Source organism: Streptomyces drozdowiczii (assembly GCF_026167665.1).
Taxonomy (GTDB): Bacteria; Actinomycetota; Actinomycetes; order Streptomycetales; family Streptomycetaceae; genus Streptomyces; species Streptomyces drozdowiczii_A.
On sequence record NZ_CP098740.1, the window covers coordinates 5,088,643 to 5,100,789 of the forward strand.

Annotated in this window: 12 protein-coding genes and 1 pseudogene; 3 read left to right on the top strand and 10 right to left on the bottom strand. The window is 72.9% G+C overall.

Going from position 1 to position 12,147, the window contains the following annotated elements; genetic code table 11:
• Nucleotides 1-2: 2 nt before the first annotated feature.
• Nucleotides 3-291: pseudogene (locus NEH16_RS23145) on the bottom strand (TetR family transcriptional regulator); the annotation flags it as partial.
• A gap of 72 nt (nt 292-363) precedes the next feature.
• Nucleotides 364-1,773: a type I glutamate--ammonia ligase gene (gene glnA / locus NEH16_RS23150; RefSeq protein WP_265544711.1), complete on the bottom strand. Its 1,410-nt coding sequence runs from the start codon at nt 1,771-1,773 to the stop codon at nt 364-366.
• Between the two features lie 297 nt (nt 1,774-2,070).
• On the opposite strand from glnA, the gene NEH16_RS23155 reads away from it, so the two are divergent.
• Complete coding sequence (locus NEH16_RS23155; RefSeq protein ID WP_073965524.1) at nt 2,071-2,538, top strand: RDD family protein; 468 nt, start codon at nt 2,071-2,073, stop codon at nt 2,536-2,538.
• A gap of 94 nt (nt 2,539-2,632) precedes the next feature.
• Here NEH16_RS23155 and NEH16_RS23160 read toward each other — a convergent pair whose 3' ends face one another.
• The 4 genes from NEH16_RS23160 to lipB form a co-directional block, all read right to left on the bottom strand.
• A complete protein-coding gene (locus tag NEH16_RS23160) occupies nt 2,633-3,343 on the bottom strand; it encodes a DUF4191 domain-containing protein (RefSeq protein ID WP_073965525.1) in 711 nt (236 codons plus the stop codon).
• A 10-nt stretch (nt 3,344-3,353) separates the two neighbouring features.
• Nucleotides 3,354-3,569, bottom strand: a complete 216-nt coding sequence (locus NEH16_RS23165; protein WP_265544713.1) for an SCO2195 family GlnR-regulated protein — start codon at nt 3,567-3,569, stop codon at nt 3,354-3,356.
• A gap of 240 nt (nt 3,570-3,809) precedes the next feature.
• The gene (lipA, locus tag NEH16_RS23170; protein ID WP_073965527.1) at nt 3,810-4,745 is read right to left on the bottom strand and encodes a lipoyl synthase; all 936 of its coding nucleotides are present in this window, start codon (nt 4,743-4,745) and stop codon (nt 3,810-3,812) included.
• Between the two features lie 159 nt (nt 4,746-4,904).
• Nucleotides 4,905-5,717 carry a lipoyl(octanoyl) transferase LipB gene (gene lipB / locus NEH16_RS23175; protein WP_265544715.1) on the bottom strand — a complete coding sequence of 271 codons (813 nt, stop codon included), beginning with the start codon at nt 5,715-5,717 and terminating at the stop codon, nt 4,905-4,907.
• A 258-nt stretch (nt 5,718-5,975) separates the two neighbouring features.
• Between lipB and NEH16_RS23180 the strand changes: the two genes are divergently transcribed.
• On the top strand, nt 5,976-7,538 hold the full coding sequence (locus NEH16_RS23180; RefSeq protein WP_265544716.1) for a regulator: 1,563 nt from the start codon (nt 5,976-5,978) through the stop codon (nt 7,536-7,538).
• A gap of 21 nt (nt 7,539-7,559) precedes the next feature.
• Here the strand turns inward: NEH16_RS23180 and NEH16_RS23185 are convergent, their stop codons facing one another.
• Nucleotides 7,560-8,906, bottom strand: coding sequence for an NAD(P)/FAD-dependent oxidoreductase (locus NEH16_RS23185; protein WP_265544717.1), 1,347 nt, complete (start codon nt 8,904-8,906; stop codon nt 7,560-7,562).
• A gap of 182 nt (nt 8,907-9,088) precedes the next feature.
• Nucleotides 9,089-9,988 (bottom strand): TIGR01777 family oxidoreductase, encoded by a 900-nt coding sequence (locus NEH16_RS23190; RefSeq protein WP_073965609.1) that lies wholly within the window; start codon nt 9,986-9,988, stop codon nt 9,089-9,091.
• A 56-nt stretch (nt 9,989-10,044) separates the two neighbouring features.
• Here NEH16_RS23190 and NEH16_RS23195 point away from each other — a divergent pair, with 56 nt between their 5' ends.
• Nucleotides 10,045-10,572 carry a GNAT family N-acetyltransferase gene (locus NEH16_RS23195; protein WP_073965531.1) on the top strand — a complete coding sequence of 176 codons (528 nt, stop codon included), beginning with the start codon at nt 10,045-10,047 and terminating at the stop codon, nt 10,570-10,572.
• On the opposite strand, the gene NEH16_RS23200 is transcribed toward NEH16_RS23195, so the two are convergent.
• Both NEH16_RS23200 and NEH16_RS23205 read right to left on the bottom strand, forming a co-directional pair.
• Nucleotides 10,562-11,086: a DUF4240 domain-containing protein gene (locus NEH16_RS23200; protein ID WP_073965532.1), complete on the bottom strand. Its 525-nt coding sequence runs from the start codon at nt 11,084-11,086 to the stop codon at nt 10,562-10,564. The two genes, NEH16_RS23195 and NEH16_RS23200, sit on opposite strands and share 11 nt — an antisense overlap.
• Nucleotides 11,087-11,147: 61 nt before the next feature.
• On the bottom strand, nt 11,148-12,128 hold the full coding sequence (locus NEH16_RS23205) for a helix-turn-helix transcriptional regulator (protein WP_265544720.1): 981 nt from the start codon (nt 12,126-12,128) through the stop codon (nt 11,148-11,150).
• Nucleotides 12,129-12,147: the final 19 nt, after the last annotated feature.

Below are 12,147 nucleotides of genomic sequence, written 5' to 3' on the forward strand. Positions count from 1 at the left end.
GCGGGCTCCAGCAACTCCGCCACGGCCGCGCGGATACGGGCCGACGGCTCATGGCGCCCCGCACCGCGCACCGCGCCGGGGTGCTTGCCCCCACCGTGCCCCAGCGACCCCAGGATCGCGCCCATCCCGGACCTGTGCGCCTGAAGCGCCTCGGCGCCTCCACCAGCCGCTCGGGCAGCGCTTGGGCCAGGTCGACCGCGTCGAGCGCTCACGGATCGCGTGCGCGGGCGAGAGCGCCGCGGCACGGGAGATCTTCGCGGTGGTGACAGCGGAGCCGTACTCGGCGATCAGCGGGGGAAAGGCGAAGAGCCCTGCCGCTCTCCGAAGGGAGTGGCAGGGCTCTTGCTCTGACGAAGCCGCGATTTACAGGTCGAAATAAAGCTCGAACTCGTGCGGGTGCGGGCGCAGCTGGATCGGGGCGATCTCGTGCGTGCGCTTGTAGTCGATCCACGTCTCGATCAGGTCGGACGTGAAGACGCCGCCGGCCTGGAGGTACTCGTTGTCCGCCTCGAGGGCGTCCAGGACGGCCGGGAGGGACGTCGGGACCTGCTGGACGTTGGCGTGCTCCTCGGGGGCCAGCTCGTACAGGTCCTTGTCGATCGGCTCGGCCGGCTCGATCTTGTTCTTGATGCCGTCCAGGCCGGCCATCAGGAGCGCCGAGAAGGCCAGGTACGGGTTGGACGACGGGTCCGGGGCGCGGAACTCGACGCGCTTCGCCTTCGGGTTGGAGCCCGTGATCGGGATGCGCATCGCGGCGGAGCGGTTGCGCTGCGAGTACACCATGTTGACCGGGGCCTCGAAGCCGGGCACCAGGCGGTGGTAGGAGTTCACCGTCGGGTTGGTGAAGGCCAGCAGCGACGGGGCGTGCTTGAGGATGCCGCCGATGTAGTAGCGGGCGGTGTCCGAGAGGCCCGCGTAGCCCTGCTCGTCGTAGAACAGCGGGTCGCCGCCGGACCACAGGGACTGGTGGACGTGCATGCCCGAGCCGTTGTCGCCGAAGATCGGCTTCGGCATGAAGGTCGCGGTCTTGCCGTTGCGCCAGGCGACGTTCTTCACGATGTACTTGAAGAGCATCAGGTCGTCGGCCGCGGCGAGCAGCGTGTTGAACTTGTAGTTGATCTCCGCCTGGCCGCCGGTGCCGACCTCGTGGTGCTGGCGCTCGATCTCCAGGCCGCTCTTCTGCAGCTCCAGGGACATCTCGGCGCGCAGGTCCGCGTGGTGGTCGACCGGGGAGACCGGGAAGTAGCCGCCCTTGTAGCGGACCTTGTAACCGCGGTTGTTCTCGACCGCACCGGTGTTCCAGGCGGCGGCCTCGGAGTCGATGTGGTAGAAGCTCTCGTTCGCCGACGTCTGGAAGCGGACGTTGTCGAAGACGTAGAACTCGGCCTCGGGACCGAAGTACGCGGTGTCGGCGATGCCGGTGGAGGCGAGGTACGCCTCCGCCTTCTTGGCCACGTTGCGCGGGTCACGGCTGTACTGCTCGCCGGTGATCGGGTCGTGGATGAAGAAGTTGATGTTGACGGTCTTGTCGCGGCGGAAGGGGTCGACGCGGGCGGTCGACAGGTCCGCGCGGAGCGACATGTCGGACTCGTGGATGGCCTGGAAGCCGCGGATCGACGAGCCGTCGAAGGCAAGCTCGTCGGCCGGGTTGAAGGTCGCCGCCGGCACGGTGACGTGCTGCATCACACCGGGCAGGTCGCAGAACCGGACATCGATGAACTTGACGTCGTTGTCGGCGATGAACTTCTTCGCGTCGTCGGCGTTCTGGAACATCCAACTCCTCCTACTCCCGGCCCGGGAGGGACGGGGTTGCAGCTCGTTGTGTGACCAGTGCGGTGGCACACGCTGGACCCGACCATAGGCAGACCGGATTTCTCAAGCATGACCCATTTGTTTCGCCGAAGTTAACCGGCGCGGCTGCGAGGAGCGGTCGTACGGGCCCCGGACCGCCCCTTTGGCCTGGCCTTACGGGCCTCACGGCCGTATCGGAAGGGCGTCCGAGGAGTGGGACGACGCGTGGGACGGCACCCGCGGGGGAAGGCGCGCGGCCGGGCGCAGTACCGTGGTCGGGTGGACAATAGGCAAGCAATCGGATCGTGGCTCTCCGGGCCGCGTGCGGCCGCCGAGGACATGGGCGCCGACTTCGGCTACCGGGGCAAGCGGCTCGGCCTCCCCGAGCAGGGTCCCGGGGCCATCGCCCCGCTGGGCCGGCGCTTCGGGGCCCTCTTCATCGACTGGGCCCTGTGCATGCTGATCGCATACGGGCTGTTCGCTCGCGGTGACCAGCAGGCGTCCGGCAACTGGGCGCTCGGCATCTTCCTCGTCATGAGCGTGCTCACCGTCGGCACGATCGGCTGCACCCCCGGGAAGCGCCTCATGGGCACCCGGGTCGTCGCCGAGGACGGCGGCCGCCTCGGCCTCGTCCGGGTCCTCGTCCGCAGCGTCCTGCTCTGCCTGGCGATCCCGGCCCTCGTCTGGGACCGCGACGGCCGCGGCCTCCACGACCGCCTGGCCCGCGCGGTCCAGATCCGCGTCTGAGCCGCGGAGAACGCAAAGCAGAGAACGCAAAGCAGAGAACGTGAAGAGGGCGGGCCGATCACGGCCCGCCCTCTTCACAATTCCGTACGCGTCGTCAGCGCATCTTGCCGCCGCGCGGCATCCGCATGCCCTTCGGCATGGGCCCCTTCGGGAGCGGCATGTTGCTCATCAGGTCGCCCATCGCGCGGAGCCGGTCGTTGGCGGCCGTCACCTGGGGGCCGGTCAGGACGCGGGGCATCTTCAGCATCTTGGTGCGGACCTTCTTCAGGGGCACCTGTCCCTCGCCGTTGCCGACGATGATGTCGTGGACGGGGACGTCCACCACGATGCGGGCCATCTTCTTCTTCTCGGCCGCGAGCAGGCTCTTCACCCGGTTCGGGTTGCCCTCGGCGACCAGCACGATGCCCGCCTTGCCGACGGCGCGGTGCACGACGTCCTGGCTGCGGTTCATCGCGACCGCCGGGGTCGTCGTCCAGCCCCGGCCCACACGGTCCAGGACCGCCGCCGCAGCGCCCGGCTGGCCCTCCATCTGCCCGAAGGCGGCCCGCTCGGCGCGGCGTCCGAAGACGATCGCCATCGCGAGGAGCGCGAGCACGAAGCCCAGGATGCCCAAGTAGATCGGGTGATCGATCAGGAAACCGATCGCGAGGATGACACCGAAGGTGACGATTCCCACACCCGCGACCACAAGACCGATCTTGGAGTCGGTCCGCTTGGTCATCTTGTAGGTCAGAGCGATCTGCTTGAGCCGCCCCGCGTTCTCGGCGCTGTCCGCGCCTTCAGTGGTGTTTGCCTTCCTCGCCATGCAATGAAGTTTACGTGGCCTTCGAACGACGGGCGGCCACGGCCTCCCGTTCCGGCACGTAGCCGGACGCGGCCCGGTCCTTCGCCCGGCGGCGGTCCTCCAGGACGGCCGTCCAGGCGTTGCGGCGGGCGGTGCGCTGGCCGCCGCTGAGCAGCAGCGACTCCACGGCGCGGAGGGTGTTGGTGACGGTCGGGATGACGGTGGCGCGTACCGGCGCGGCCTGCATCGTGGCAAGTCCCCTCGGAAACGATGTACGTGTGCTGCGCGGACTGGAGACGGGTGGCGGTTCTGTCACCGCACCGCTCGTGTATCCAGGGTCACCGTTCGGTGTTACCAGCGCGTGACCGGTCGGTCAAACACCAATGAAACCTTGATACGGGCCCCGCGCACGCCGACGCGGTCCGTCCGCGCCCCGGGCCTCTCGGACCTGCGGGGACGGGACGGACCGCGTCGGGCGGGATACGGATTACGCGGACGGCACCGGGGCCTCGGCCTCGCGCCGGTCCATCGCCTGCTGGAAGAGACGGCCCGCGCGGTACGAGGAGCGGACGAGCGGTCCGGACATGACGCCGGAGTACCCGATGGCGTCGGCCTCGTCCTTCAGCTCCACGAACTCGTGCGGCTTCACCCAGCGCTCGACGGGGTGGTGGCGCACCGACGGCCGCAGGTACTGCGTGATCGTGATGAGCTCGCAGCCCGCGTCGTACAGGTCCTGGAGCGCCTCGCTGACCTCTTCGCGGGTCTCGCCCATCCCGAGGATCAGGTTGGACTTGGTGACCAGGCCGGCCTCGCGGGCGCGGGTGATGACCTCCAGGGACCGCTCGTAGCGGAAGCCCGGGCGGATGCGCTTGAAGATGCGCGGCACCGTCTCCACGTTGTGCGCGAGCACCTCGGGGCGCGAGGAGAAGACCTCCGCGAGCTGGGCGGGCTCGGCGTTGAAGTCGGGGATCAGCAGCTCGACCTTGGTGCGGCCGGCCTCCCGGTCCGCCGTCTGCGCGTGGATCTGGCGCACGGTCTCCGCGTACAGCCAGGCACCGCCGTCCTCCAGGTCGTCGCGGGCGACGCCGGTGATGGTGGCGTAGTTCAGGTCCATCGTGACGACGGACTCGCCGACGCGGCGGGGTTCGTCCCGGTCCAGCGCCTGCGGCTTGCCCGTGTCGATCTGGCAGAAGTCACAGCGCCGGGTGCACTGGTCACCGCCGATGAGGAACGTGGCCTCGCGGTCCTCCCAGCACTCGAAGATGTTGGGGCAGCCGGCCTCCTGGCACACCGTGTGCAGACCCTCGCTCTTGACGAGTTTCTGCAGCTGGTTGTACTCGGGGCCCATCTTCGCCCGGGTCTTGATCCACTCGGGCTTGCGCTCGATGGGGGTCTGGCTGTTCCGGACCTCAAGGCGCAGCATCTTGCGCCCGTCGGGTGCGACAGACACTCCGGCACTCCCCTTTGCTTTCACTGCATTGGATTCTTCGGCGAACACCAGGGTACGCCCGTAGTTCATTCGGTTGTACGTCTGCCCAACCTGGGGCAGGCGGGGCCTATTCCCGGAACCGCGTTCCGTGGGTCACGCCGTGGCCATGGCGTCGCCGGTGCGCTCGATCGTACGGGGGGCGAGCTCGGCGTTCTCCAGGATGTCCCGGAGGTGCTTCTCGACGACGGGCAGGACCTCGTCGATCGTGATCTCGCGGCCCAGCTCGTAGCTGAGCGAGGTGACACCGGCGTCCCGGATGCCGCAGGGCACGATGCGGTCGAACCAGGTGTTGTCCGGGTTCACGTTGAGCGCGAAGCCGTGCATCGTGACGCCCTTGGCGACCCGGATGCCGATCGCGGCGAGCTTGCGGTCCTCGCGGCGCTGCCCGGCGTTGGACGGGGCGTACTCCGGACCGTTGAGCCGGGGGTCGAACTCCTCGTCCGCCAGGCGCGGGTCGAAGTCGAGCGTGAGGCCGCCGAGCGCGGGGCGCTGCTCGACCGGGTCGCCCAGGACCCAGACGCCGCTGCGGCCCTCGACCCGGCTGGTCACGACGCCGAACTCGGCGGCGGTGCGGATCAGCGCCTCCTCCAGGCGGCGCACATGGGCGACGACGTCCACGGGGCGCGGGAGCTTCTGGATCGGGTAGCCGACGAGCTGGCCGGGGCCGTGCCAGGTGATCTTGCCGCCGCGGTCCACGTCGATGACGGGGGTGCCGTCGAGGGGGCGCTCGCTGTCCGCCGTGCGCCTGCCCGCGGTGTAGACGGGCGGGTGTTCCAGGAGCAGGCAGGTGTCCGGAACGGTGTCCTCGAACCGTGCCGCGTGCACCTCGCGCTGCTTCTGCCACGCCTCCTGGTAGTCGACGGCGTTCTCGCCGAATCCCATACGGACGAACCGGAGCTCACTCACGGCGGCAGCCTCTCTCCTCGCGGTGCCGGGGCCGGGGGTTTCCCGGAACCACGTCACCCTGCACGAATCGCGCCCCAGTCACTGTACGACCGGCGTCGGCGCATGGGCCGGGCAGGTCTTCCCGTCAGCGCCGTCCACAATCCTCACACGATCGGATGAATGTGGAGCGAAGGGTCCTGGGGCCGCCCCGCCGCCAGTTAAATTCGCGCCGTTCGTCAGAGGGCTGCCCGGCCCGGAAGGCAGGAGACCCTAGAGCTGATGTCGGAACGACCTGCGCAGCGCACGCCCAACCGCCGGCTCGCCTCGCTCATCACCGAGGCCGGGTTCTCCAACGCCGGCCTCGCCCGCCGGGTGGACCAGCTCGGCCTCGAACACGGACTCGACCTGAGGTACGACAAGACCTCCGTGACCCGCTGGCTGCGCGGCCAGCAGCCCCGGGGCACCACCCCCGCGCTCATCGCCGAGGTCTTCACCCGGCGCCTCGGCCGCCGGCTCTCCGCGCAGGACCTCGGCCTCGACGCCTGCGCCCCGGTCTACGCCGGCCTGGAGTTCGCCGCCACCCCCGCCGAGGCGGTCGACATCGTCAGCGGGCTCTGGCGCAAGGACTCCGGCAGCCACACCGAGCTGCGGAAGATCGCCTTCACCCCGGCCGGTCTCGTCGTGCCCAGCCGGGACTGGCTGATCGGGCGGGCCGACGAGTGGGTCGGCCGGCCGGCGCCCAGCAGGGCCGGGGCCTCGCGGCCGGTTGGCGCCCAGCTCCCCGCCGCCGGAGCCCTGACCGCCGTGCCCGAGCAGGGCGGGCGGCACAGCGTGCGCGGACCGGTGCCCTCGCGGCCCGGCGGGACACCGGCACCGCCCGGCGGCGCGACGGGCGGCCCCGGCGTGCCCCGGCAGCGGCAGACCGAGCGGGGCTCGGGGCTCCGGGTCGGCGAGGGGGACGTGGCCGCCCTGCGCTCGGTGGCCGAGCTCTTCCGTACGCTCGACCACGCCTACGGCGGCGGGCACGCCCGACAGGCCCTCGTGCGGTATCTGGAGCACGAGACGGAGCCGATGCTGCGCGGCACCTACGGCGAGGCGACCGGACGGCGGCTCTTCGCGGCCGCCGCCGACCTGACCAGGCTGGCCGGCTGGACCTCGTACGACATCGCGGCGCACGGGCTCGCCCAGCGCTACTTCGTCCAGGCGCTCCGCCTCTCCCAGGCGGCCGGCGACCGGGCCTACGGCAGCTATGTGCTGATCACCATGAGCCGCCAGGCGGTCTATCTCGCCCACGGCCGGGAAGCGGTCCAGCTCGCCCGCGTCGCCCAGCAGGGCGTCGGCTCGGCCGCGCCCCACACCGTCATGGCCCTGCTGCACGCGGTGGAGGCGCGCGGCCACGCGGTGCTCGGGGACTCCAAGGCGTGCACGGCCTCGCTCGCCCGCGCGGAACGCGCGCTGGAGGCGGCCCGCCCCGGCGACGAGGTCCCGCACTGGGCGCGCCACTTCGACGAGGCGCAGCTCGCCGACGAGTTCGGGCACTGCCACCGCGACCTCCAGCAGTACCGCTCCGCCGCGCAGTACGCGGAGCGCGCGCTCCAGCTGCGCGCCCCCGCGTACGCCCGGAGCAGGCTGTTCTGCCGGGTGGTGCTGGCGTCCGCCCGGCTCGGGCTCGGCGAGCTGGACCAGGCGTGCCGGCTGGGCGCGGAGGCCGCCCAGCAGGCGACCGAGATGCGCTCGGCCCGGGCCACGGAGTACGTCCGGGACTTCGAACGGCGGCTGGAGCCCTACCGCGACGCCGCCGCCGTGCGCGGCTACCGGGAACGGGTCGCCGCGCTCGGGTGAGACCCCCTGGGCTGCCGCAGCTCAGGCCGCCTCGGGGAGCGCGGCAGCCTCCCCGGCGGCCGGGCGGATGCCGAGGTCGTGGAGGATCGACGCGGCGGCGCGGGCGCCCGAGGCCAGGGCGCCCTGGACGGTGCCGGTGTCCCGGTGGTCGCCGCAGACGTACAGGCCCCCGAGGAGCCGGACCGGGCGGTGCGGGTCGTGCGGGGCGGGCATCGCGGGGACGGCCTCCGGGTCGTGGTGGGCGGCCAGCAGCTCCCAGTCGTCGGTGGGCACGCCGTACAGCGCGGCGAGGTGGGCGCGGACCGTGCGGTCCAGGTCGTCCGGCGGGGTGCCGAGGACCGTCGAGCTGATCAGCGTCCGGCCCTCCGGGGCGCGGGCCGGGTCGACCTCGCTCATCACGGCGGTGTGCGAGACGGGGCCCGACCGGTCGGCGTCCAGGAGGAGCGAGGCACCGGTGGGCGGGGGAGCGGGCGCGGTGTGATGGAGCACCGTCACGGGGTGGAAGGACGGCAGCCGCAGGCCCGGCAGCAGTTCGGCGGCGGCGCTCGCCCCCGTGGCCACCAGCAGGGACCGGCAGCCCAGTTCGCCGTCCTCCTTGGTGCGTACGGAGGTGATGTCGGCGGAGGTGACATGCACCCCGGTGCGTACGGTGCCCGGCGGCAGGGAAGCGGCGAGGAGCGCCGGCAGCGTACCCGCCCCGCCCTCCGGTACGCACAGCCGTCCGCTCGCGTACGTCCGCAGGGCGAGGTCGGCGCACCGGCTGGACGTGGTGAGGTCCGGGTCGCTGAGCAGCGCGGTGAGCAGCGGGCGTACGAAGCCGCCCAGCGTACGGGAGGAGAGCCGGCCGGCCAGGGCGTCGAGCGCGGCGCGTTCGGGCCGGGCGAGGACGCGGGCCGGCGGTGTGGCGGCGAGCCGGGCCAGGGCCACGCCGAGCCGGGCGTGGTCGATCGCGTCGCCCATGACCCCGGTGAGGGCGCCCGGGCGCGGCGGCCGGGGGGCGTGCGCGAGGGCGCGCGCCGCCTTGAGCGCGCCCCGTGCGCCGCGTGCGCCCGGCACGCGGCGGGTCTCGCCGGTCCGGTGGCGGCGGCCCTCGCTGTGCACGAGGACGCCGGGATCGAAGGTGCGCAGGACGAGTCCGTCGAGCCCCGGTGTGGTGCGGAGCTCCGGATACGCGGTGTTGAGCAGCGGGCCGACCCGGTCGAGGCGGAAGCCGTCCACCTCGTCGGTGGCCATCCGGCCGCCGACGCCGGGGCCGGCCTCCAGGACGCTGACACTGACCCCGGCGCTGGTCAGTCGGTGGGCCGCCGACAGGCCGGCGATCCCGGCCCCGATGATGACGACGTCCGCGTGGTGTGCCGTGCTGAGCACGTACCCTCCCCGGTTCGGCGCAAGTGGTGGGGGGCTCATGCCCTCAACCGCCCACCGGAATGCGTGAGTTCGTCAGGAGGCTAGGAGAGTGGCCCGATCCCGCGCAGTCGCGCGCGGACCGGAGCACCGATGCACGGGGTCGCACGCCCGTCCGAAAAAAACCGGGCTGCCCGGACGGTCCGTCAGCGCAGGGCGGCGCGGATGGCGGCGTCGACGGAGGGGAAGGCGAAGGAGAAGCCGGAGCCCAGCAGCCGCGCGGGCAGCACCCGCTGACTGCCCAGCACGTCCCCGGCGAATTCGCCGAGCGCGAGCCGCAGGGCCGGTGCGGGCGCCGTGAAGAGGGTCGGCCGCCGCAGCACCCGGCCCATCGCGGCGGTCACCTCGGCGTTGGTGACGGGTGTCGGGGCGGTCAGGTTCACCGGCCCGGACAGCTCCGGGGTGTCCAGGATGTGCCGCAGCGCCGCGATGTGGTCGTGCAGCGCGATGAAGCTCCAGTACTGCCGCCCGTCGCCCATCCGGCCGCCGAGCCCCGCCCGGAACAGCGGGAAGAGCCGCCCCCAGGCACCGCCCTCCCGGGCGACCACCAGGCCGGTGCGGGCGTGCACCGTGCGCACCCCGGCCTCCTCGGCCGCCGCCGTGGCCTCCTCCCACTCCACGCAGACCGACGGCAGGAACCCGTCCCCGGGCGGCGCCTCCTCGTCGACCGGGCGGTCGCCGGTGTCCCCGTAGAAGCCGATCGCGGAGCCGGACAGCAGCACGGCGGGCGGGGTGTCGAGCGAGGCGACGGCGTCCGCGATCGCGGCGGTGCCCAGCACCCGGCTGTCCCGGATCTCCTTCTTGTACGCCTCGGTCCAGCGGTGGTCGCCGACCCCCGCCCCGGCGAGATGGACGACCGCGTCGCAGCCGACGAGCCCGGCCACGTCCACGTAACCCCGCTTCGGGTCCCACTCCGCCTCGTCACCGTCCCGGGCCGGGCGGCGCACCAGGCGCACCACCTCGTGCCCGTCGGCCCGCAGCGAGCGCACCAGCGCCGCTCCGATGAGTCCGGTCGATCCGCTGACGGCGATACGGGAGTGCGGCATGGCGTCCATCCTGCCCCACCGGGGCCGCCGTACACGGCCATGGCACAGTGGCGGCCATGACCGATTCCGCCGCATCCACCGCACCCGTCGTCCGCCGCGCCGTTCTCACGGACGAGTCCGCGCTCGGCGAGCTGGACCGCGCCACCTGGTCGACGCTGCACGCGGTCCAGCCGCCCCCGCAGCCGCCGTACGCGCCGTTCTTCGACGAGCGGCACCCGCCCCGGGACATCCTGGTGGCGGAGGCGGTGAACGAGGCGGGGGAGCGGGCGCCGGCCGGGTACATACGCGTCGTGCCGCCGACCCCGCTGGCCTGCAACGCGCACGTCCGGCAGATCCAGGGCCTCGCCGTGGCCCACTGGGCGCGCGGCCGGGGCGTCGGACGCGCCCTGGTCCGCGCGGCCTGCGCGGCGGCGCGCGGCGAGGGGGCGAACCGGATCACCCTGCGGGTCCTCGGCCACAACGCGCCCGCCCGCGCGCTGTACGAGGCGGAGGGCTTCACCGTCGAGGGCGTGCTGCCGGGCGAGTTCTTCCTGAACGGGCGGTACGTGGACGACGTGATGATGGGCCGCCCGCTCAGCCCGTGACGCCGAACCGCTCCCACAGGGCGGGCAGCCGGGCCGCCAGGGCCGCGTCGTCGTCCGGGTCGAGCGGGGTGCCCTCCGGCTCGTCGGGCTGCGGGGGCAGGCCGAGGTCGGGCGCGACAACGCCGGTGAGCTGTTCGTACGCCTCGTCCGCCGCGTACCCCAGGTCCTCGCCGTCGCCGTCCAGCTCCTCGTCGAAGGAGTCGAGCAGCTCGGCCAGGGCGTCCGGGTCGTGCACGGCGCCCTCGAAGACCTCCCGGCCCCGGCCGATCAGCCAGCAGCGGAAGTAGTCGAAGGCGTCGTCGCTCGCGCCGCCGAGCAGGATGGCGGCGGCGCCCCACAGGTCCCAGCGGTAGGCGCGGTTGTAGCGGGCCTCGAAGTGCCGGGCGAAGTCCAGCACCGCTTCGGGGTCGAGCAGCACCAGCTTGTCGACCAGCAGATCGGCATGGTCCTCGGGGTCGCCGTCGGCGGCCTCGCGCGTGCTGTCGATCAGCTCCCAGAATTCGGTCTCGTCCATCACGGGTCCAGCATCTGCCCTGAGCGCGGCCGACGCACGCCCAGACATCGGTACGAAGCCGTCAGGGCGCGCCCCCGTAGAGCGCGTGCAGCCTGGCCGCGGCGGTCGCGAACCTCTCCCGCAGCCCGGCCGGGGCCAGCACCTCCAACTCCGGTCCGAGGCCCAGCAGCTGGCCGTAGGCGACGTCCAGGGACTCCACCGGCAGGGTGACCGTGACCCGGCCGTCGGCGGCGGGCGGCCCCGCCGCCTCCAGCGCCTCCGTGGCGGCGGCCCGGTCCACGACGTGCGGCAGCCGGCGCGCGGCCGCCTCCGACAGCCGCAGCGTGATCTCCGTACGCAGCAGGGAGCGGGCGAAGGCGGCGGACCGCTCTTCCCAGAACGCGGGCAGGTCGAAACCCTCGTCCCTGACGAAAGGGGTGTCCGAAACGGTGGCGGCGGTGAACCGGTCGATGCGGTACACCCGCGTGTCGTCGTCCGCGCGGGCGCAGAGGTACCAGACGCCCGCCTTCAGCACGAGCCCGTACGGGGCCAGCTCCCGTTCGACGTCGGAGTCCCGGCCGGCCCGCCGGTACCGGGCCAGGAGCAGCCGGTCGCGCCACACGGCCTCGGCCACGGCGGGCAGCAGCTCCGGGGTGACCGGCTCCTGGTACCAGCCGGGGGCGTCCAGATGGAAGCGCCGGCCCGCCCCCGCCGGGGCGTCCCGCAGCGCGGGCGTCAGGGCCGCCGACACCTTCAGCCGGGCGGCCGAAGCGGCGTCCGCGAGTCCCATCTCGCGCAGGGCCGAGGGCAGCCCGGACAGGAACAGGGCCTCCGCCTCGTCACGGGCGAGACCGGTCAGCCCGGTGCGGTAGCCGCCGACGAGCCGGTAGCCGCCGGCCCGGCCGCGCTCCGCGTACACCGGGACCCCGGCCTCGGAGAGCGCCTGCGCGTCCCGGGTGACGGTCCGCTCGGACACCTCCAGCTCCCGGGACAGCTCGGCGGCGGTCATGCCGGGGCGGGCCTGGAGGAGCAGCACCATTCGGATCAGCCGGGCAGCACGCATGCGCCCATTGTGAACGGAC